Annotated in this window: 18 protein-coding genes; 5 read left to right on the top strand and 13 right to left on the bottom strand. The window is 45.1% G+C overall.

The genetic code is table 11. The features are described 5' to 3' along the window. Positions 1 to 179: 179 nt before the first annotated feature. Entirely contained in the window at positions 180 to 731 is a 552-nt protein-coding gene (locus tag HMPREF0671_RS04285; RefSeq protein WP_036897062.1) for a hypothetical protein, read from the bottom strand. A 241-nt stretch (positions 732 to 972) separates the two neighbouring features. On the opposite strand from HMPREF0671_RS04285, the gene HMPREF0671_RS04280 reads away from it, so the two are divergent. Next, positions 973 to 1521: a glutathione peroxidase gene (locus HMPREF0671_RS04280; protein ID WP_036897048.1), complete on the top strand. Its 549-nt coding sequence runs from the start codon at positions 973 to 975 to the stop codon at positions 1519 to 1521. An 80-nt stretch (positions 1522 to 1601) separates the two neighbouring features. Here the strand turns inward: HMPREF0671_RS04280 and HMPREF0671_RS11945 are convergent, their stop codons facing one another. Beyond that, complete coding sequence (locus HMPREF0671_RS11945) at positions 1602 to 1784, bottom strand: type II toxin-antitoxin system YoeB family toxin (RefSeq protein WP_369793921.1); 183 nt, start codon at positions 1782 to 1784, stop codon at positions 1602 to 1604. Positions 1785 to 1839: 55 nt separating this feature from the next. Further along, on the bottom strand, positions 1840 to 3276 hold the full coding sequence (locus tag HMPREF0671_RS04275) for a sodium:solute symporter (RefSeq protein ID WP_036897046.1): 1437 nt from the start codon (positions 3274 to 3276) through the stop codon (positions 1840 to 1842). Positions 3277 to 3446: 170 nt separating this feature from the next. Between HMPREF0671_RS04275 and HMPREF0671_RS04270 the strand changes: the two genes are divergently transcribed. The 3 genes from HMPREF0671_RS04270 (at position 3447) to HMPREF0671_RS04260 (ending at position 8825) form a co-directional block, all read left to right on the top strand. Next, complete coding sequence (locus HMPREF0671_RS04270; RefSeq protein WP_036897045.1) at positions 3447 to 4811, top strand: TrpB-like pyridoxal phosphate-dependent enzyme; 1365 nt, start codon at positions 3447 to 3449, stop codon at positions 4809 to 4811. Between the two features lie 90 nt (positions 4812 to 4901). After that, a complete protein-coding gene (locus HMPREF0671_RS04265) occupies positions 4902 to 6980 on the top strand; it encodes a GDSL-type esterase/lipase family protein (RefSeq protein WP_036897042.1) in 2079 nt (692 codons plus the stop codon). Between the two features lie 852 nt (positions 6981 to 7832). Next, positions 7833 to 8825, top strand: coding sequence for a hypothetical protein (locus HMPREF0671_RS04260; protein WP_036897039.1), 993 nt, complete (start codon positions 7833 to 7835; stop codon positions 8823 to 8825). 153 nt (positions 8826 to 8978) lie between these two features. On the opposite strand, the gene HMPREF0671_RS04255 is transcribed toward HMPREF0671_RS04260, so the two are convergent. The 10 genes from HMPREF0671_RS04255 to HMPREF0671_RS04210 all read right to left on the bottom strand — a co-directional run bounded on the left by HMPREF0671_RS04255 (position 8979) and on the right by HMPREF0671_RS04210 (position 20207). Continuing rightward, on the bottom strand, positions 8979 to 9485 hold the full coding sequence (locus HMPREF0671_RS04255) for a histidine phosphatase family protein (protein ID WP_036897036.1): 507 nt from the start codon (positions 9483 to 9485) through the stop codon (positions 8979 to 8981). A gap of 80 nt (positions 9486 to 9565) precedes the next feature. Beyond that, positions 9566 to 12985 (bottom strand): transcription-repair coupling factor, encoded by a 3420-nt coding sequence (gene mfd / locus HMPREF0671_RS04250; RefSeq protein ID WP_036897033.1) that lies wholly within the window; start codon positions 12983 to 12985, stop codon positions 9566 to 9568. Further along, positions 12986 to 13738: a polyprenol monophosphomannose synthase gene (locus HMPREF0671_RS04245; RefSeq protein WP_036897029.1), complete on the bottom strand. Its 753-nt coding sequence runs from the start codon at positions 13736 to 13738 to the stop codon at positions 12986 to 12988. It lies immediately after the preceding gene. Positions 13739 to 13800: 62 nt separating this feature from the next. Next, on the bottom strand, positions 13801 to 14562 hold the full coding sequence (locus HMPREF0671_RS04240) for a 1-acyl-sn-glycerol-3-phosphate acyltransferase (RefSeq protein ID WP_036897027.1): 762 nt from the start codon (positions 14560 to 14562) through the stop codon (positions 13801 to 13803). A 22-nt stretch (positions 14563 to 14584) separates the two neighbouring features. Further along, positions 14585 to 15769, bottom strand: a complete 1185-nt coding sequence (locus HMPREF0671_RS04235; RefSeq protein ID WP_036897024.1) for a metallophosphoesterase — start codon at positions 15767 to 15769, stop codon at positions 14585 to 14587. A gap of 25 nt (positions 15770 to 15794) precedes the next feature. Beyond that, entirely contained in the window at positions 15795 to 17126 is a 1332-nt protein-coding gene (locus HMPREF0671_RS04230) for a dihydroorotase (protein WP_036897022.1), read from the bottom strand. Between the two features lie 67 nt (positions 17127 to 17193). After that, positions 17194 to 18024 (bottom strand): DUF4369 domain-containing protein, encoded by an 831-nt coding sequence (locus tag HMPREF0671_RS04225; protein WP_036897019.1) that lies wholly within the window; start codon positions 18022 to 18024, stop codon positions 17194 to 17196. Positions 18025 to 18168: 144 nt separating this feature from the next. Then, positions 18169 to 18588 (bottom strand): hypothetical protein, encoded by a 420-nt coding sequence (locus HMPREF0671_RS04220; protein ID WP_036897016.1) that lies wholly within the window; start codon positions 18586 to 18588, stop codon positions 18169 to 18171. Further along, positions 18572 to 18910, bottom strand: coding sequence for a septum formation initiator family protein (locus tag HMPREF0671_RS04215; RefSeq protein ID WP_036897014.1), 339 nt, complete (start codon positions 18908 to 18910; stop codon positions 18572 to 18574). The genes HMPREF0671_RS04220 and HMPREF0671_RS04215 overlap by 17 nt, the downstream gene beginning before the upstream one ends. Before the next feature lie 454 nt (positions 18911 to 19364). Beyond that, entirely contained in the window at positions 19365 to 20207 is an 843-nt protein-coding gene (locus tag HMPREF0671_RS04210; RefSeq protein ID WP_036897012.1) for a hypothetical protein, read from the bottom strand. A 149-nt stretch (positions 20208 to 20356) separates the two neighbouring features. Between HMPREF0671_RS04210 and HMPREF0671_RS04205 the strand changes: the two genes are divergently transcribed. After that, positions 20357 to 22135, top strand: a complete 1779-nt coding sequence (locus HMPREF0671_RS04205; RefSeq protein WP_036897059.1) for an oxaloacetate decarboxylase — start codon at positions 20357 to 20359, stop codon at positions 22133 to 22135. Positions 22136 to 22142: the final 7 nt, after the last annotated feature.

The raw sequence follows: 22142 nt of genomic DNA, 5'->3' as shown, positions 1-22142 counted from the left end.
TCGTTGCAGAGTCGAGGCAGCATCGCTGAACAATCCATACAGCAATGCTGAAAAGCCGTTGCAGCAAACCAAGATCGTTTTTTTAGTCACTGAGTTTATAAGTTACTGCATATCAAAAGCGGATGCACCTCTGTGAGTACATCCGCTTCATTATTTTACAGATGGCGCTTTCGCCTGTCTTATTTCGTTCTGAATACGCGTTTCGGAGCTTCTACTTGAGGTTTCACCGAGCGACTCATTGCGTCGTTATATCCTCTAGCATAGTAGCCTGAATCCCAAGAATTGTACCAGTCATCATAACCATAATAGTAGTAGCCCGACCAATTAGGAGACGACGTATGCGTCAGTCGGAAGTCTACAGTTTGGTTTCCGGAATAGATAGAACCAGAGAAATAGTAGTCGCTCAAGCTATAGTCAAAGATTCTAATATCCGTATTCTCTTCTACAAAGTGTACATAGATCGTTCCATTGTTTACCGTCCAAGTAATGTGGTTGGCAATATAATCGTACGGAGCATTGCTGTAATAGTCTACCCAAATGCCGGAAGTAAAGTCTATTTCGGAGTAGGTAGCATCGTAAGTGCGACCGGAATAAGTAGACGATACATACATATTACCCTTCCAAGTACCCTCAAGCGTATATCCAATCTCTGCATCTTCATCGCAAGAAACAAAAGAGAATGACAGAACAGCCATCGCTATCATCGTCATGAGTGTAGAAATCTTCTCCATAATTATATTCGTTTTGTGTATTAATTCTTTGTTCTTATTTCTGTTGCAAAGATAGATATAGTTTACCAAGACGTCGTGTATATTCCCATATAAAGCAGTAGGGATTATCCTATTCTTTCATGGTAATTCCCTACCTTGAAATAACTTTAATTAGCATATTGCATGACAACTTATCGCTATTTTTCTGTATTTTTGCAGCTAACGAAAAATATTTTATACTTACATACAGATAAAGAAAAAGATGAAAACGGTTTACGAATTCTCCGTCAAAGACAGAAAAGGCAGCCCAGTGTCACTGAAGGAATATGCTAACGAAGTGCTCCTGATTGTCAACACAGCTACTAAATGTGGTTTTACCCCCCAATACGAAGAACTAGAGAAACTTTACGAGAAATTCCACGCACAAGGTTTTGAGATTTTAGATTTCCCTTGTAACCAGTTTGGCCAGCAGGCTCCGGGTACCGACGAAAGCATTCACAGTTTCTGTAAACTGACCTATGGTACCGAATTTCCACGTTTTAAGAAGGTAAAAGTGAACGGTGACGATGCCGACGACTTATTTAAATTCTTGAAAAAACAAAAGGGATTTGCCGGTTGGGACGAGTCTCACCCCATCTATCCTATCCTCGATAAGATGCTCAGCGAAGCCGATCCAAACTACAAAGAAAAAGCTGATATCAAGTGGAACTTCACCAAATTCCTCATCAATAAAAAGGGACAGGTGGTCGCTCGATTTGAACCTACAGAGAAAATCTCGAATATTGAAAAGCAAATAGAAGAACTCTTATAAGGCTAGAGACTCATCTATACCATAAGGAGGCGGTGTTGACACCGCCTCCTTATGGTATAATCATATTCCTAACTATCATTTTATTTATCGGTATGATGTCCCAACACTGAGACTACATAGACAGAAACAACATCTTCATTAATGGTATACTTATCTAATCTTCTTGACCACATATTTGGAAGATATTTCAAAGACTCTGGCTTCCCCATTCCCGTATACGGATGCTCTGACAGCTCCATAAACAAGTCTTCTATTTTTTTGATAATCGCCTTATTACCTGATAAAACGCTTCAGCAATATAAACAAACTTTAGTGTACTTATTTGCGTACTCTAATTAAAGTTGCTTTCCCCACTATCCACAATCCTACGAAAGTAAGAAAACCATTGAGCATGAGCAACTCATAGCCGAACTTATAGCCTAAAAGACGACTACATAGCGTATCAACGACAAAACACAATAAGGGAGCTAAGACAGCAATATACGGTACCAAGCGGTCATTGGTCGGTCTACGAGTCAATAATCCGAAGGCAAACAGCCCTAATAACGGACCATAAGTATAGGAACAAAGCACATAGATGGCATCCAATACGCTGGTAGAGTTTAATGCTCGGAATATCAGGATGAACACCACAAACACCAATGCCAACACCCTATGGGTGCGACGACGCAACTGTTCGTCTTCCGCTCGGTTCTTTATATCCACACAAAAACTTGTGGTCAAAGCCGTTAATGCACTATCCGCACTCGAAAAACTGGCTGCCACAATACCTATGGTAAACAAGATTGTCACCGTAATGCCCAGTCGTCCGGTAGCAGCAAACATGGGTAAGAGTTCATCTCCCATCGCCGGGAGGGGTACACCTTGCTTTGCTGCCAACTGTGTCAACAAGACACCAAGAGACAAAAAGAGTAAGTTGGCCGGTACAAAAGCCAATCCATAAGTACACATGTCTTTCTGTGCTTCGCGCAAAGTCTTGCAAGTAAGGTTCTTCTGCATCATATCTTGATCGAGTCCGGTCATCACTATAACCACAAAGATACCACTCATGAACTGCTTCCAAAAGTTCTGCCGGCTTACCCAATCATCGAAAACAAACACTCTACTATGCGTATCTGTCGCAATGGCATGTACGGCTTGCGGTAACGTGAAACCCAGTTCACCCATCACATTATATATAATAAGGAGCAAAGCAGCAAACATACAAGTGGTTTGGAAAGTGTCTGTCCACACCAACGTTTTGATTCCACCACGATGAGTATAAAGCCATATCAATCCTACCATGATGACTACGGTTACCGGGAAAGGTATTCTGAGGTCGTCGAGCACGAACCGTTGTAGGATAATACAAACTACATAAAAGCGAACGGCAGCCCCCGTCATTTTCGACAAGAGGAAGAATGACGCACTCGTCAGGTAAGACCGATTGCCCAATCGCTGCTGCAAATACGAATAAATAGTGGGCTTTCGCAATTGATAATACACTGGCAAAAGCAGGAAAGCCACTGCTAAATAGCCGAAGATAAAGCCCACGCACATCTGTAAATAGGTCATATCGGTCTTCAACATCATTCCCGGAACCGACACAAAAGTCACTCCCGAAATAGAAGCACCGACCATTCCAAATGCCACCATATACCAAGGCGACCTGCGCTCGGCACTGAAAAAGATGGAATTGGTGGACTTGCGAGCTGTCAATCTGCTGAACACCAGCAGACAACAGAAGTATATCAAAACAGTGAAAAGTATCATCATGGATGCAAAGATAGCTTGTTTTAAATAAGCAGACAAATCCATGCACATTTAAAAACACACTTTTTTACTTACAATCCTTACTTTCTTTCTGTAATAGAAAAGTTCAGAGAAAAGCCTTGTTAACTGTCAAAAAAGCAGTATATTTGCAATGATTTATAAACAAGGTAGAGATGAAACAGAAGAAATTCCTCCTTCAAGAGAAGGAAATCCCCACACAGTGGTACAATATACAGGCCGATATGCCTACCAAACCATTGCCTCCATTGAATCCCAAAACGCGCGAACCACTCAGCGCGGAAGACTTGTCGCACATCTTTAGTGCCGAATGTTCCAAGCAAGAACTGGATTGTACGCATGCTTGGATAGACATTCCCGAAGAGGTACGCGATAAGTATAGCTACTATCGTTCGACTCCGTTGGTACGCGCTTATGCCTTGGAAGAGGCGCTAGATACCCCTGCTCATATCTATTTTAAAAACGAAAGTACCAACCCACTAGGCTCTCACAAGATTAATTCTGCCATTCCTCAGTGCTATTACTGTAAGCAAGAGGGCGACACCAACGTCACTACAGAGACCGGAGCAGGCCAATGGGGTGCCGCATTGTCGTATGCCGCGAGCATTTACGGGCTGAGTGCAGCTGTCTATCAAGTAAAGATTAGCATGCAACAGAAGCCTTATCGCTCTAGCATCATGCGTACCTTCGGTGCCACAGTAGAGGGCTCTCCCTCCATGTCTACCCGTGCCGGAAAGGACATTATCACTCGCGAACCTAACCATCTCGGCTCATTGGGTACTGCCATATCCGAGGCTATTGAGTTGGCAACGACTACTCCGCATTGCAAATATACGCTGGGCTCGGTGCTCAACCACGTTGCTTTACATCAAACTGTCATAGGCCTAGAGGCTGAAAAGCAGATGGAAATGGCTGGAGAATACCCCGATAAAGTGATTGCATGCTTCGGTGGAGGTAGCAATTTCGGCGGTCTTGCTTTCCCATTCATGCGTCATAACATCCTCAATGGCAAGAAAACAGAGTTTATCGCAGCCGAACCGGAGAGCTGTCCGAAGCTAACTCGCGGTAAGTTTGAATACGATTTCGGAGACGAAGCTGGCTATACTCCACTGTTACCTATGTACACTTTGGGGCACGACTTCAAACCCGCGAACATCCATGCAGGTGGTTTACGCTACCATGGAGCCGGTATGATCATCAGTCAATTGATTCGTGACAACTATATGCACGGCGTAGATATCCCCCAATTGGAAAGCTTTGAATCCGGTATGTTGTTCGCTCGAACCGAAGGTATCATCCCCGCACCGGAGAGTTGTCATGCTATTGCCGCTACCATCCGAGAGGCTCTACGAGCTAAGGAAGCCGGAAAACAAGAAAACATCCTATTCTGTTTGTCCGGTCATGGGCTTATTGATATGACTGCTTACGACTCTTATATCAACGGAGACTTGCACAATTACAGTGTTTCCGACGCTGAGATTAAGAGCAACCTAGTCAACGTTCCCAACGTAAAGATTTAATTCTATATCCCTATATGCTCCCTAATATCTCACCAAACAGGTATTAGGGAGTTTTCGTTATACTTCTTTTCCAACTTAACCTCTTACAGCATGAAAGAGAAAACACTGCTCATATTGATTTTACTCATCAGTTTTTTACTACGCATAGACGCTCGTCGCCCCATCAAGGTGGCATGTGTGGGCAATAGCATCACGTACGGTGCCGGCCTCAAAGACCGTGAACATACGAGCTATCCGGTGCAACTTCAGGCGTTGCTAGGAAAAGATTACGAGGTTAGGAACTTCGGACGGTCGGGTGCAACACTCATCAATAGAGCCTATCGACCCTATACTGCGCAACCGGAATACCGACAAGCGCTCGACTTTAAGGCCGATAGAGTCATCATACATTTAGGAGTAAACGATACCGACCCGCGTGCATGGCCTAATTATTCGGACGATTTTATCAAGGATTACCGTGCACTTATCGACTCATTTAAGGTGGCTAATCCAAAATGTAAAGTATGGATTTGTCGACTAACACCCATCTCAGACCGCCATCGTCGATTCAAATCGGGTACTCGCGACTGGCATCATCAGATACAACAGAGAATAGAACGCATTGCACGGACAACCAATGTAGGACTCATTGACCTGCACGAAGCACTTTACAATCGGCCTGATGTATTTCCAGACGGACTTCATCCCAACGCCGAAGGAGCTGGATTGATAGCCCGAAAAGTATATAGCGCCCTCACCGGAGACATGGGTGGGCTACACGTTTCACGCCTTTATACCGACGGAATGGTGCTCCAACGCTCCGTTCCCATCCACATGGAAGGAACGGCAAACAGTCATGACGAGGTGACCATAGAGTTGGGAAAACAGACCATTCACACCCTTTCTAATGCAGAAGGACATTGGAGTACCACTCTCCTACCCATGCAGGCTGCAAAGAATTTGACACTCACCATCAAGACAAAGAAAGAGAAACTGCAATTCAACGATGTAGCCATCGGTGAAGTATGGTTGTGCTCCGGACAATCAAACATGGCTTTCCGTACCGCCCAACTAGCTCCAGATGAGAAACAAGACATGCTCCACTATAGTAGTCAAAAACCTGATATACGACTATTTAACATGACAGAGAAATGGGCAACGACAAATTCCGAGTGGTCCATATCGGCTCTCGACTCAGTCAACCGACTGCAATATTACACCGATAAAGGTTGGCAAGCCTGCAACGAAAACACAGCCCCGGCTTTCTCTGCCATTGGTTTGGCCTTTGCACGAACACTGGCCGACACTCTTGGAGTGACCATCGGAGTAATCTGTAACGCCATCGGCGGTTCCCCGACAGAGTCTTGGATACCCCGACAGACACTTGAAAACGACTTTCCCGACATTCTAAGAGAGCCTACTAAAAACGATTTCATCCAACCATGGGTACGTGAACGCATGTCGAAAAATATCAACTTGAAGACCAACCCACTGCAACGACACCCTTATCAGCCCTGTTATCTCTTCGAAGCCGGCATCGAACCACTCGCCCACTACACCATCCGAGGCGTGGCATGGTATCAAGGAGAGTCTAATGCACACAATATGGAAGCCTACGACAGCCTCTTTAAGCTCATGGTAGGCAGTTGGCGAAGCTATTGGAACGCCAATCTTCCTTTCTATTATGTGCAGTTATCAAGTTTGGACAGACCTAGTTGGCCATGGTTCCGCGATGTACAACGCCGACAACTGCGAACGATTCCCAACACGGGAATGGCTGTCAGCAGCGACATAGGCGACTCGCTCGACGTACACCCTAAACATAAAATGGCCATCGGACAACGTTTGGCTCGTTGGGCTTTGGCCAAGACTTACGGGCATCGGCTTGTCCCTTCAGGTCCATTCATGAATCATGTGGACTATCACGATGGTGCCGCTTACGTGTCATTCGACTTTGCCGATGGTCTCAGAACATCGGATGGTAAAGCTATTCGCAGCTTTGAAATTGCCGGAGAAGACGGTTTATACCATCCTGCACAAGCCAAAATCGAAGGTAATCAAGTAAAGGTTTGGAGTCAACAAGTAGTCAAACCTGTGAATGTACGCTATGGTTGGCAACCTTATACAAGGGCAAATCTAGTGAATTCCAGCCTTCTTCCCACCTCCACCTTTAGGGATAAGGACTTCTAACCACATTTCTATAATCAATAATAAGCCCTTTACAGCGTATGCTGTAAAGGGCTTATTATTAAGACAGAATGCTATCTAAAGAAATCACCAATAATTGATTTCTGAATATTTTTATCTACCATAATTGCATTATTGTTTCGTGTATAGCACAGAAATAGCACCTTTTTGTTTCATCGACAAAACAATCATGATATCTTTTAGAAGTTTCTTTTAACTTCGATACCGTCCGGTATGTTAATCTATACAGCCCTGCTTCCTATTTCAAGTTCTCACCCTCAACTTGCTGCCCCGGCTTCGCAACAATACTGAACCGTTCTCGCAGCATTGCTGACTGGCCCTCTCAGCAATACTGAAAAGCCCTTGCTCAAGCCTGAAAGACTCCCCCTTATGATTCTATCTATTATATGAAGTCTGACAAGACTGCCCATATCCCCCTTTAATGATAGATATTACACGGAAAGGGGGAGCCTTTCAGGCTCGGTTATAGTTGCTTTTTTTGCCGTAAGCCTAAAAGACTTACGGCTATGAATGGGCTGTCCTTTGGACAGAAATGCTTCTGTATTACACCTCCACCTCTTACCTTTTACCTTGTGAGACGGAAAACTTTCCGTCTCTACCATCACTTCTTTATTCGTCTATGTACCAACTTTAAACTATCACTCTCCCCCTTATGGGGGAGTCGGAGGGAGCTTCTTTTTATAAGCCGGTTGATATATACCTTTATTATATATACATATTCACCTTTAGGGAAAATCCCCTACCACATAGGGAAAAACCTTTTTCATCCTCGTATATTCTTCGTTTCTTTGCATCAGATAAATAAACGAATAGAACAATTAAAGAGATAAGATTATGAAAAAGTTGATATTAGCCCTTGTAGTTCTGCTGACTACAGCAGTTTCTGTCAACGCAATGAGCTATCAGCAAGCTCGCGAACAGGCGCTTTTCCTGACAGACAAGATGGCATATGAGCTTAATCTGACCGATGAGCAGTACGAAGCTGCCTATGAAATAAATCTTGACTACCTGCTAGGAGTAACCGACTATAACAGCCTTTATGGAAGTTATTGGACTCAGCGTAATCTGGATTTAAGCTACATTTTGCTCGATTGGCAATATCAAGCTTATTGTGCAGCTAACTATTTCTACCGTCCGCTCTACTGGGATGGAGGCTATTGGCACTTCGGAGTCTACGCTCGCTACCCGCGACGTGACTACTTCTACTTCGGTCGGCCAACTTTCTATACCGTCTATCGTGGCGGACACAGCTGGCGAATGAATGGCGGTCGGTCATGGTACAGAGAACGTACATGGGGCGGCCCAAGTTCTAGAAGATTCGGAATGCGCGATGGTTTCAACGGTGGAGACTTCGGTCGTAGCCACAATTTCGGCAACCGCAGTTTTGGAGGACGTAGCTATGGCGACCGCAACTATAACTATGGACAGCGCCGGATGGACACAGACCGCTCGCGGATGAACAATGGTGAACGCAGCATCTTTAACAGTTCAAACATAGAACGTGGTGATATGCAGCAAAATGGAAATCGCTCTTTTGGTAGCCGTAGCGATATGCAGTCTAGACCAACACGCTCTTTCGGAAGCCGAAATAGAATGCAACAAGATCCGACACGCTCTTTTGGCGGTCGCAATGAGATGAGTCGCCCTGAAAGTAGCACTCGTACGACGGTACGTCAAGGTGGTTTTGGCAGCATGCGCAACAATTTCAACAGCAGCTCCAGTGCTCCTAGTCGCATGTTTAGTCCACGTTCCGGTTCTGCAGGACAATCAGCCCCCAGCCGTTCATTCGGCAACTTCGGTGGCGGTGGACATTTCGGACACAAATAATCAATAAGAGAATTCAGACATAACTATATGCTCAATAGAGTGACTTTTTAAGTAAAAAGAATTCAGGAATAAAAATTAGAGAGTAAAAAAGAGGGCTTCTTGCTGTGCAGCAAGAGGCCCTCAATCTATTTATGAGTAATGTATCGAAACCTATTACAATACTAAGACGCGCACTTCGGCATTTCCCATCTTCTGAATTTCATTCATGGGACGATGAAAATATACACTTTGGATAGCCTTGTTAATCAATCCGTGTCCTACGGCCAAGACTGTCTTATCAGGATAAGTGAACTTTAAATAAGTGATAAAGTTCTGGGCACGCGATTTCATCTGCTCCAAAGTCTCTATATCGTCGGGCCATTCCACATCTTTTAATGTTGGAATAAACCGACCGGTAAAACTCCCCCAATCGCGCTCGCGCAATAAAACCGTCGTCTCAATCGGCAATCCGTGCGGCTCGGCTATGATGCGACAAGTATCTATAGCACGCCTCAAATCGCTGGCAACAAATACGTCTATTTGTTCACCAACCATTTTATCGCGCACCTCACGAGCCTGTTCCAGTCCGCGTTCATTCAGTTGTCCGTGACCTTGTCCTTGTAAAATCTGCGCCACATTGTCCACCGTCTCACCATGGCGCACCAAATATAGTTTCGTCATACTTCCTTTTTACTACGGCAAAAGTACACATTAATATGCCAAATCATCTACCTTTGGTATAAAAGGATAATTTTTTCAAATTATATTCCCCTTATTTCTCTCAACACCTTCACGGCATCTCCGACGGTAGGAACCTGCGAGATATGCATAAGTCGGCGACCTTTTATCTCTTTCAAGTCACAGCGTCGGGCATGCAAACCGATGTAGTCTAGTATCTTACCAAACGTAGAACTCTTGTAATAAACACTTTCCGGATTGCTCACAAATTGCATGTTCATACGACCTTGACGTAGCATTATCTTCTCGCAACCAAGCGATTTGCCGAGTCGACGAAGCGCTACCACCTGCATCAATTCCTCCCCTTCGGGCGGAACTGGACCAAAGCGGTCTACCAATCGCTGCTTGTAAACCTCCAGAGCATCATCATCTTCGATGTTATCAAGTTCGCGATAGAGCAACATTCGTTCGCTGCTTCCCGGCACATAATTATCGGGGAAATACATCTCCAAGTCACTCTCAATAGCACAATCTTCCACAAATTCCCCACCGGATATTTCCTCTCCACGCGCAATCTCTTCGGCATAGAGGTCGCCAAACTCCTCATTTTTGAGTTCGGTAACGGCTTGATTCAATATCTTCTGATAGGTTTCGTAGCCTAAATCTTCCATGAATCCGCTTTGTTCAGCACCTAATAAATTGCCGGCACCACGAATATCCAAATCTTGCATGGCCAAATTGAAACCACTACCCAGTTCTGAGAAGTTCTCCAAAGCCTCTAGTCGACGTCGTGCTTCAGGCGTTAACACACTCTTGGGAGGCGAAAGCAAATAGCAGAAAGCCTTACGATTGCTTCGTCCAACACGTCCACGCATCTGGTGGAGGTCGGATAATCCGAACCTATGAGCATCGTTGATAATGATGGTATTGGCATTCCCAACGTCTATACCGTTCTCTACAATAGATGTAGAGAGCAAAACATCGTAGTCATAGTTCATGAATCCCATCACTATTTGCTCCAGTTCTTCAGGTTTCATCTGTCCGTGCCCGATGGCAATACGGCAGTCGGGCACATGTTTCTTGATGAGATTAGCTATCTCCGGCAGGTTGGAAATACGGTCGTTGATGAAATACACTTGTCCGTTCCTACTCATCTCAAAGTTGATAGCATCGGCTATGACCTCGTGACCATAAGTAGATAGCTCAGTATGGATGGGATAACGGTTGGGTGGTGGGGTACGGATGATGCTCATATCGCGTGCTCCCATGAGTGAGAATTGCAGGGTACGCGGGATAGGAGTAGCCGACATGGTGAGCGTATCAACGTTAGTCTTGAGCTTACGCAACTTCTCTTTGGTCGAAACACCGAATTTCTGCTCCTCGTCTATAATCAGTAATCCGAGGTCGTGCCATTTCACCGACTTGCTAATCAACTTGTGTGTACCTATCAAAATGTCCACACGCCCGGCCTCTAAATCTTCTAATACTGCCTTGGTTTGCTTAGCTGTGCGAGCACGCGAGAGGTAGTCTACACGTACAGGGAAGTCTTTCAGGCGGTCGCGGAAAGTCTGATAATGCTGGAAAGCAAGCACCGTTGTCGGCACAAGTACAGCCACCTGCTTATTGTCTACGGCTGCTTTGAAGGCCGCACGTACCGCCACTTCGGTCTTACCAAAACCCACGTCGCCACAAACGAGCCTATCCATGGGACGATTGCTCTCCATATCAGCCTTCACATCTACCGTAGCCTTATTCTGATCGGGCGTATCTTCGTAGAGGAAACTGGCTTCCAACTCATGTTGCATGAACGAATCGGCACTGAACGAGAAGCCTTTTTCCTGTCTGCGCTTGGCATAGAGCTTTATCAAATCACGCGCTATATCCTTGATACGCTTCTTGGTTTTCTCCTTCAAACGATCCCAAGCACCCGTTCCAAGGGTACTCAGACGAGGCGGTTCGCCTGTATCTTGCCGGCGATATTTGCTGATTTTATAGAGCGAATGGATGGAAACATCCACCTTATCATTATTCTGATAGATGATACGAATGACTTCTTGATACGAATTCTCGGCCGGAACACGCACCAGACCGCCAAACTTTCCGATACCCAAATCCACATGAACGATGTAATCTCCCGGCTCCATCTCTTGCAATTCCTTCATGGTAAGTGCCATCTTTCCGGCTCTCGCACCATCCGATTTCAGGTTGTATTTATGGAAACGGTCAAAGATTTGATGGTCGGTAAAGAAGCAAACACGCATGTTATTATCGGCAAATCCCTCGTGAAGTGTCTTGTTGACCGGCTCGAAATGAATGTCGTATTTCTGCAACTCTTCGCTACCGAAAATGTCTTTCAGGCGTTTTTGCTGCTTTTCACTATCGGCTAATATATATAAGGTGTAACATTTGAGACGATAATCTTCCAGCGTCTGCGACAACAAATCGAAATTCTTGTGGAACAACGGTTGCGGTGTAATGTCAAAACGAAGCACCGACGACCGCTTTGCATCTTTACGATGCGACTTGTCCAAGTCGCTATTAGCCCCGAACTCCACTCGTTTGAAACCGGATATATCTTCTTTAAAAGCCGTAGCCGTAAGCAGATTTTGCTCTCGTTGCATGCTGCGAACGATCTCACGTTGCTCCACTTCTGTGGCTCCCTCCATACGTTCGGTCATTACCTGCGACGAGAATCCCTCTTTATAAATGCGTTCTATAGTGTCGTGAATGTACAGAATATCTTTGTAGACAATCACCGATTGGGCAGGTAAGAACTTCAAGAAGGATATTTTATCGGTGGCCTGCATCGCCAATTCAGGCACTATCTCTACTTGATCACGTCTATCTTTAGACAATTGATCTTGCACTTCAAAAGTGCGGATGGAGTCTATTTCGTCACCAAAGAAGTCGATACGAAACGGAATCTCGCACGAATAGGAGTAGACATCTAATATACTTCCACGCACAGCAAACTGTCCCGGCTCGTACACATAGTCCACTTCGTTGAATCCATATTCCCTTAATGTGGCTTCAACATCGGTAATATCAATACGTTGACCAACCGATAATCGCAGCAAACGTTCGTCCATGAACGACTTGGAAACAACGAGTTCGCTCAGCGCTTCAGGATGAGTAACGATGAAAAGATGGTGAGGATTGCTGCTCAAACGAGCCAACACATCGGTACGAAGTATCTCATTAGCATCGTCACGCTGCCCATATTTCACAGCTCGACGATAGGAAGAAGGGAAAAATAAGACTTGTTCAGTGCCCAGCAACTGCGTTAGGTCGTGATAAAAATAGCCTGCTTCGTCGGCATCTTGCATAATAAAAAGCACCGGATGAGATAATTTCTCGGCTAAAGAAGCAAAGAACAAGGGGGCAGCAGAAGCCATTAAACCTTGCAAGGAAATAGGTTCTGCCGTTCCATCTCCGAGTAATTGAAGCATAGCACCCGCCTGTGGCTGGGTGCTATAATGTTTTCTTACGTCTTGTATATCCATTTATGCACGTGGCAACGGCGGATATTTGCGGAACATACCGTCCATTCGGAGCCGCATCACGCCAAAGAAGGCTTCGCCAAAGATACCTCCGTTCATCTTGCTAACGCCCTCCCGGCGGTTCACAAAGATTACAGGTACCTCCTTAATCTTAAAGCCTATCTTGTATGCCGTATATTTCATTTCTATCTGGAAAGCATATCCCTTGAATCGAATCTTATCAAGTGGAATGGTCTCCAGCACACATCGACGATAGCATTTGAATCCTGCTGTAGTGTCGTGCACCTTAAATCCGGTGATGATACGTACGTATTTGCTGGCAAAATAACTCATCAACACACGACCAATAGGCCAATTTACCACGTTCACACCACTCACATAGCGCGACCCGATAGCCACATCATAACCCTCATCGTGGCATGCTGCATAGAGCCGAGGAAGATCTTTGGGATCGTGACTGAAGTCGGCATCCATCTCAAAAATGTATTCATAATCGTGCTCCAACGCCCATTTAAAACCCTTGATGTAAGCTGTACCAAGACCTAACTTGCCACTACGCTCCAAGATAAACAGTCTATCGGAGAACTCTGTATCAATGAGTTGATGCACTATCCGGGCTGTTCCGTCGGGACTTCCATCATCAATAACAAGTATATGGAAGCACTTGTCCAAGCCGAAAACGGCACGGATAATCTTCTCTATATTCTCTTTCTCATTGTAAGTAGGAATAATGACGATGCTATCACTGCTATTCATGATGCTTATTTTTATTCTATTGAGTATTTGCAAAGTTACAAAAAAGCCATCAAATGATTGTATTATTGGTCAGGATTTTCCACATATCCTTGATAATCAGGCGTTAATCCACCTATCACCGCACGATAGGCCTCGTCCATCATGGCACATTCCTGTTCCACACCGCGTCCTTTCGGCATAATGGGACGATGGATGGTGAGGCGTAATGGATGCCATAACACCCACTTCATATCGCGTGTTCGCGGCATCACATCAAACGAACCATTGATGGTTAACGGCACCACCGGTAACTGTAATTCATCTGCTAGCATGAAAGCACCACGCTTAAAACTCCCCATATGGCCTGTAAACGTGCGTGCACCTTCGGGAAATACCACCATCGACATGCCTCCCTTCAATGTCTCGCGAGCCTTTTCGTAGGTCTCTTTTACCTTAGCTGGCCCTCGCTTATCAACAAAGATATGATGGGCAGCAGCGCATGCCATACCAACAAAAGGAAGTTTACGAAGCTGTCGTTTCATCATCCATTTGAAGTTACGATGCAAGTATCCGTAAATCAAAAAGATGTCAAAAGCTCCTTGATGATTACTTACAAATATATAGGATTGCCCCCTTTCCAAGTTCTCACGCCCCTCTACGCGCACCGGAAGCAGCAATATCTTCGTGATAAGCCACGACCAATATCTTCCGGGATAGTATCCCCAGAAATGTCCATTGCCCACAATGCACCCAATAGTGGTAACGAGTGCCGTTAGTATTGTAGCTATCAGAATCACCGGTAGCGCAATACATAATTGATAGATGCGATATAACAATGTAACCATCTTCCTTTTCTTCTTGATGAATTTATAATTTCTTACTACTTTCCAAACGGTGTAATGTGATGACGACAAGCTCGGCCGAAGCACCGAAACGGAAAGGAACAACGCCTCCCAAGCCTGCCGTTACATAGAGATAACTCCCTGCCTGCTCGTAAAGCCCATAGTCTTGGGTATACGAAAAGCGCGTTGGCCGGAAACCTAGCAGGCTCACTTGACCGGCATGTGTATGTCCGCTTAGGGTCAATCGAGCCGATGTGAGGGGCAATACATGCCTGTCCCACGCCGAGGGATCGTGTTGCAGCATGATGACAAAAGCTTTCTTCCCCACTCCACGCATGGCTTTGACATAGTCAGCTCGCTGTGGAAAAGGCGCACGCCCATCATTTTCTGTACCGACAACAACGATACTGTCTTGTCCACGACGCACTACGACATGCTCATTCAGCAACAGTTGCCAACCAAACTGCCGTTGTCGGGCAATGATTTCTTTTTCATTGGCCGCTTTAATTGCCGCATCGGCATTGATATATTGGCTATAGTCGTGGTTTCCAAGCACCGAATACACACCATCGGGAGCTTTAATACTGCTCAAAACATCCATAAACGGATAGAGTTCCGAGGGCTGCATGTTCTGCAAATCTCCTGTAAAAGCCACCAAGTCGGCCCTTTGTGCATTGATGCTATCAATATCTCGCTTTAGCAAGTCGGCCTTATCCCCCTCAAACATGCCCACATGTGCATCGCTGAAATGCACGATACGATATCCCTCAAAGGCTTTCGGAAGTTCTTCTACATACAAGTCGATACGCTTAACCGTTAATCGGCGCACGCCAAAGGTTACGCTATAGACGAACATCAATATCAACAAGATGCCTAAAAAGAAGCCTATAAGATTACCCCAATTATCCCTTCGATGCGTCAGACGACAAATACCAAGTCCCATAACCGAGCAAACGGTGAACATAGCCTTCGGTACGACAAAGATACCAAGCAATATTAAATAGACTTCTATCCATGTTAAGTTATCCGGAACGAAGTTCTGAACACTTGCCAACCCCACCGTATAGCCCACCATACCGATACATGGAAGCCACCACAGGAGGCGCTTCCAACCGCCAAGGTGCAGCTTCCGTCGCAGATAATGTATGTCGATATACAAGTCGGACAATACAATCATCAGCAAGATGGGGATATACATGCGTGCAATCATCTTCTTTCCAAACTGCTATAGGTTCTTAACTTCTGAACGTCAACGCTTCTCCTCTTGCATCAGCATCAAATTTTCCACCGTCAAAAATCAGTCGACCATTACACAATGTCTGCTCCACACGCCAATGGAAATGATGTCCTAAGAGCGGACTCCAGCCACATTTGCTTTGGATAATATCTTCCGTCACCGTCCAATCTACATTTGGACGAACAATAGCTACATCTGCTTTATACCCTTCACGTAAATATCCACGCTCACTAATCTCAAATAGTTGAGCCGGCTGATGGCACATTAATGCCACCAATCGGGCTATATCCAAAACGCCTTCATCGACCAATTGCAACATAGAGACAAGCGAGAACTGCACCATAGGCATACCCGAAGCGGCCTTCCGACAGCCTCCTTTCTTGTCGACCAACAAATGTGGAGCGTGGTCGGTACCCACTATCGTAATGCGACCATCGGTCAATGCGCGACGCAAAGCATCTCTATCAGTCGCCGTTTTCACTGCCGGATTACACTTGATGAGCGTCCCTAACGTCTGATAGTCAGCATCCGAAAACATCAGATGAGCAATAACAGCCTCTGCCGTGATGTTGCTGTCAACCCCAAAGAACTCCAATTCGCGTGCAGTAGTAAGATGTGCCACATGCAAACGAGTACCATAGCGACGTGCCAACTGCACAGCCAATTCGGTAGATGTATAACATGCCTGCTCACTACGTATCTGTGAGTGCAGCAAGATAGACGGATCGTCATCCTTCTTTCGCGCTTCAGCCATGTTCGCAGTAATGGTAGCCGTGTCTTCACAATGCGTCATCAACGGCAAATCCAGTCGCTTTGCCTCTTCAAAGATACCGACCAAGGCTTGCTCCTTATCCACCAACATGCCTCCGGTGCTGCTTCCCATGAAGAGCTTAATACCGGGAATGCGGCGGCGATCGAGCTTCTCAAAAAGATGTGTATTATGATTAGTGGCTCCAAAAAAGAAGCTATAATTCACATGACTCTTCTCACCGGCCAAAGCAAACTTATCTTCCAAAGCCTCCAACGAAGTGGTTTGCGGATTGGTATTGGGCATCTCAAAATACGACGTGACCCCACCAAAGGCGGCAGCACGGCTTTCTGACTCAATATCGGCCTTGGTTGTAAGACCCGGTTCGCGGAAATGTACATGATCGTCTATAATACCCGGCAACACAAAACACCCCGTGGCATCTATCTCTTTGTCGTAGATACCACGGGATGTATGCTCCCCTTCCATGATTGATTCGATACGATCATCAACAATAGACAGCGTCCCCGGAAAGACACGTCCTTCATTGACGATTCTACCACCAGTGATAAGAATTCTCATAACACCTTATTTTATAGACAAGGACAGACTCAGAGCCTGTCCTTGATATTGTATATACATATTGAAGTTACTTATTCTGCGGCTCTGCCGGTTTGGCCAAATCATTGGGAGTAGGCGCTGGAACCGCATTGGTAGCTGCACCGGGAGGAGGCAGAGGCGTCGTTTGAGGCTCCTGTGGAGCCACCGTGACGCCACTAGGTTCTTTCAATCCCGTCATTATCTGTTGATTTTCCTGCGCCTTTTGATAGTACATCTTCACGTAAGGATCATTCTTAAAATGGTCTGTAGCCTTACTCATGATGTCTTCAATCCATGGAGTCAGCTCCGGATATTGATTACCTATGGTCACCAAGAAGAACACCCCCGGCCCCAGCGCATTGTCAAAATTCTCGGTCACGAAACTTGTTACTAAGTGGTCTTCTTGCTCAGAGAGACGTGTAGCCTCGCTATTCAAATGCGAATTAACAAGGTTCATGTCCTTTCCGTCCATGATGGCACGGTCGTGCTTATGCACCAATTCGGCCTCATCGTTCTTCAGTTGATTGTACTTTTTGAAGAATTTCATCAACTTATCGTTAAGCGGCGTGCCACTAACGGTGAGCTGTGTATCGTTGATTTGCACCTTTATATCGCCATCTTCTAGTATCAATGGCATCACACTTTCGTCGTCCATGAAGATATTAGCCATTCTCACAGAGTCTACAGGCCCCGTGAAATGGAATTGTCCATGAACTACTTCGCAGGAATCTAATTTCTTGAATTCGTTGTTTTTCAGTACTTTCAAGTACAACATCCGACCATCAAGCGTAGACATATTCGATGTTCCGTCCACACTGTATGAATTCATACAGGAGGTGAAAGCCATGATAGTCAGAAATGCGTATAAGACTTTATTCATAAACGGTTTTCTTGTTCTATAGCAAAGGTAATGTGTATTCGTGATGTAAGAAAACAAATTCATTGTATTTAATTGATTCTACATCGGTTTTATATTTTTTTCATAAATTGCACAGCGAGCAATCCTGTGCATCCGAAATCGGTATTATCGGCTCCCGCCCTCTTCTTTCTTTAATTCCGAAGAGATGCGATGCATGGCGTACATCTCCAACAATGCTGCCACTAACAACATGACTACCCACTTGTTATACATATAGTTTACGTAGTCTAGGATGTTGGAGAACAAAGGTCTAAAGATGCCGTAAACATCGTTCAGCATCAACATTCCGGCCAAAATAAAAAGAATATCAGCCAACGTCAACATCTTTTTAAGGCGGCGAACTATAAAACTTTTCCCCTCATAGGTTTGCATCATTTGCATCACAGCAAACAACACTGCCCCCAAAAGGAACACCCAACAGAATATTTGCTGTTGGAACATAAACACAAAACACCCTGCACCGATGACCATCAGTGCACCGCCTACCATGAATAGGACACTTTGCAATCTACTCAGTTGTTTCATCTTTGGTTTCTACAGGCACTTCTTCGTCGCTCAACACATAAATATCTTCATCATCGGCTTTCATGAAATAACGCTCGCGTGCAATCTTTTCAATATGTTTAGGATTCCGACGAAGATCTTTCAATTGCTTTGTATCAGCTTCGTACTGTTGTGTGTACTTCTCTATTTCACTCTTCAAGTCGTCTATTTGGAGTTCAAGTTCCATGCGTTTACGAAAGCTATTCTCGTCTAAAAAGCCCACAATGGCTACACCCACCACCACTACGATGAGATATTTATAGTGAGCTGCCAAACTCCAAATAACGTTTAAGCGACGATTCATTATATTACTTTCGTGCAAAAGTAAGCATTTATCATTAATAAAGAGAAAAAATGAAAATGTTTTTTATTTGGCATCACATCCCTAATTTACTCAAAAAGTGACTCACACCCATCACTCATCAACTCAAAAACTAACAAACTTAAAAACCCACTAACCAACTCATGAACTCAAAAAGTTAAAAGCCCAAATCGCTGCATAGTCGAGTCAACATCGCTGCCAAGCCAATGCAGCATCGCTGAAGAGGCGAGACAGCAATGCTGGGAAGACGTTGCAATGAGGTAGTTGACAAGTTTACCAGTAGACCAGTAGACGAGTTCAGGTTTCAGTTTTTAAGTTATTGAGTTGATGAGTTTTTTAGTTTTGGAACGAAAAAGGTTCTTTTCTTTCTCCTTCTCCTTTTGGGGAGGGCTGGAGTGGGGCTATAGAGGGATAGGGGAGATTACTTGTATTCACCCTATTCAGTGGCTTTTTTCAATGCTTTACGTTTCAACATAGCAGCTATCGCTATCGCCTTCTTATTGACATCATTGATATTATTCTTGCGATAATAACCACGACTGATGCCGTCACTACTCAATACCAAGGAGTCGTTTTGCAAATAGTCGATATTACAAGTGTCGCAAATAACCTGCTCACCATTCTTCCCCGGATTGGTACCAAAAGAATGTGCCAATCTGGCTACCACCAGTTTGCCGTTCCACATGCGCCAACCGGTGAAATAACCTAACTGCGGATAGACTACCGGACTTTCATCCTCTAGCGAACTCTTCTCCCCTACATAGCCTATACTCTGCGCCACCCAGTTGCGACGGAGCCAAAAACCGTATTCACGCGGGATGAGATAAGTGGCTTTAACTGAATCGGGCATGTTGCGCATCATCGTTTGTTGTAGGTGTTTACTCATCTTATTATAGTCGCGCATTTGTGGCATGACCACGTAACACCAAATACCTCGTAATTCATCCAAGTCGACTACCGACTTCGCCACTTTCTTATTCTGCTCATCCAACACGACCGTTATCCAGTCGCCAATCTTCACTTTACCATATATTTGGTGGTTGCGAGTGGCCTCAATGATATTATATGTGACGGGATCGCTGCCATCGGGCGGAAGCAATACCACCACAGAATCGGTGCAACCCTCGCAAGCCAGTCCGTAGACAGCTTTGTCCTGATGTAACAATTCAGCCCCGGCCAACAAGCCATTAGGCTTTTTTTCCTTCACGTCTTTCTTTCCCCCACAAGCCATCAAAGCCAATGAGACGATGCCTAAAACAAACAATGTGCGGAATTTCATAACCTTTTTATTTTGTATGGCAAAGTTAATGCAATAATTGTAAAAAATATATTAGATGGTGGGATATTTGATTTTTTTTATCTAATTTTGCACCTCAACGTATGAGGGAAATTTATCCGCTTCCCTTGAAAGAAAAGGACTCAACGAATATGAAGAAGAAAATACAGTTTAGTCTCGTCTATCGAGATATGTGGCAGAGTTCAGGTAAGTTCCAGCCACTAAAAGAAGAGTTGGCTCGCATAGCTCCCGTCATCATTGAGATGGGATGTTTTGCACGTGTAGAAACCAACGGTGGTGCTTTCGAACAGGTAAATCTGCTCGCAGGCGAAAATCCTAACGAAGCTGTACGCGCATTCTGTAAGCCTTTCAATGAGGCCGGCATCAAGACTCACATGCTTGACCGTGGCTTGAATGGACTACGTATGTACACCGTACCCGACGATGTTCGTGCCATGATGTATCGTGTTAAGGCTAAGCAAGGAACCAATATTACCCGCATCTTCGACGGTTTGAACGATGTTCGTAACATCATCCCTTCTATCAAATGGGCCAAAGAAGGCGGTATGACTCCGCAAGCTGCCCTGTGTATCACAAATTCTCCCGTACACACACTGGAGTATTATACAGCCATTGCAGAGCAACTTATCGAAGCCGGAGCAGAAGAAATCTGCTTGAAAGATATGGCCGGTATCGGTCAGCCAGCCTTATTAGGTCAGCTCACTAAAGCTATCAAAGATAAGCATCCTGAAATTATCATCGAATATCACGGCCACTCTGGTCCCGGACTTTCTATGGCATCTATCCTCGAAGTCTGCAACAATGGTGCCGACATCATTGATACTGCCATCGAACCACTGTCTTGGGGTAAGGTTCATCCGGACGTTATTTCAGTACAAAGCATGCTGAAGAACGAAGGATTCGATGTGCCCGAAATCAACATGAACGCCTATATGAAGGCGCGTGCATTGACTCAAAGCTTCATCGATGAGTGGTTGGGATACTTCATCAACCCACAAAACAAACTGATGAGTTCACTGCTTTTGGGTTGTGGGTTGCCCGGTGGTATGATGGGAAGCATGATGGCCGACCTCACAGGTATCCGCCAAACCATCAACAATCTGCGCAAGAAGAAAGGCGACGAGGAACTGTCTGTAGACGATATGCTCGTAAAACTCTTCGACGAAGTGGCTTACGTATGGCCACGCGTAGGTTATCCTCCATTAGTAACCCCATTCTCACAATATGTTAAGAACATCGCTTTGATGAACTTGCTGACGCTCGAACAGGGCAAGGGAAGATTCGTAATGATGGATGATTCTATGTGGGGTATGATCCTTGGAAGAAGTGGTAAGATACCCGGAACTATCGACTCGGAACTCGTAGAGTTGGCTAAGGCCAAAGGATTAGAGTTCACCGACGCCGATCCACACACACTGTTGAAGAACAATCTCGAAGATTTCAGAAAGGAAATGGACGAGAACGGTTGGGACTACGGACAGGATGAAGAAGAGCTTTTCGAGCTTGCTATGCACCCGGAACAGTATCGCAACTATAAGAGTGGACAGGCTAAGAAGAACTTCTTGGCCGATCTGCAGGCTGCAAAAGATGCAAAACTCGGCGCAAAGGTTTCTCCCGAAGAGGCTGCTGCATTCAAACATGCGAAAGCAGATGCTATCGTTTCACCCGTCAAGGGACAGATTTTCTGGGAATTCCAAGGCGAAGGTGAGGCTGCACCGGCAGTAGAACCATTCATCGGAAAAGAATACCAAGAGGGCGATGCTTTCTGTTACATCATGACTCCATGGGGAGAATTCGAGACAGTTCCGGCTGCACTCGGAGGCAAACTCGTTGAAATCAACGCCAAGCAAGGTGCTAAGATTAGTAAGGGAGACGTGATTGCATACATCGAAAGACCTACAGCTGAATAAGCATATC

The sequence above is a fragment of the Prevotella sp. S7 MS 2 genome (genome assembly GCF_000762865.1).
Classification (GTDB): Bacteria; Bacteroidota; Bacteroidia; order Bacteroidales; family Bacteroidaceae; genus Prevotella.
Note: the sequence above shows the minus strand (reverse complement) of the source record. Positions and strands in the feature narration are given on the sequence as shown.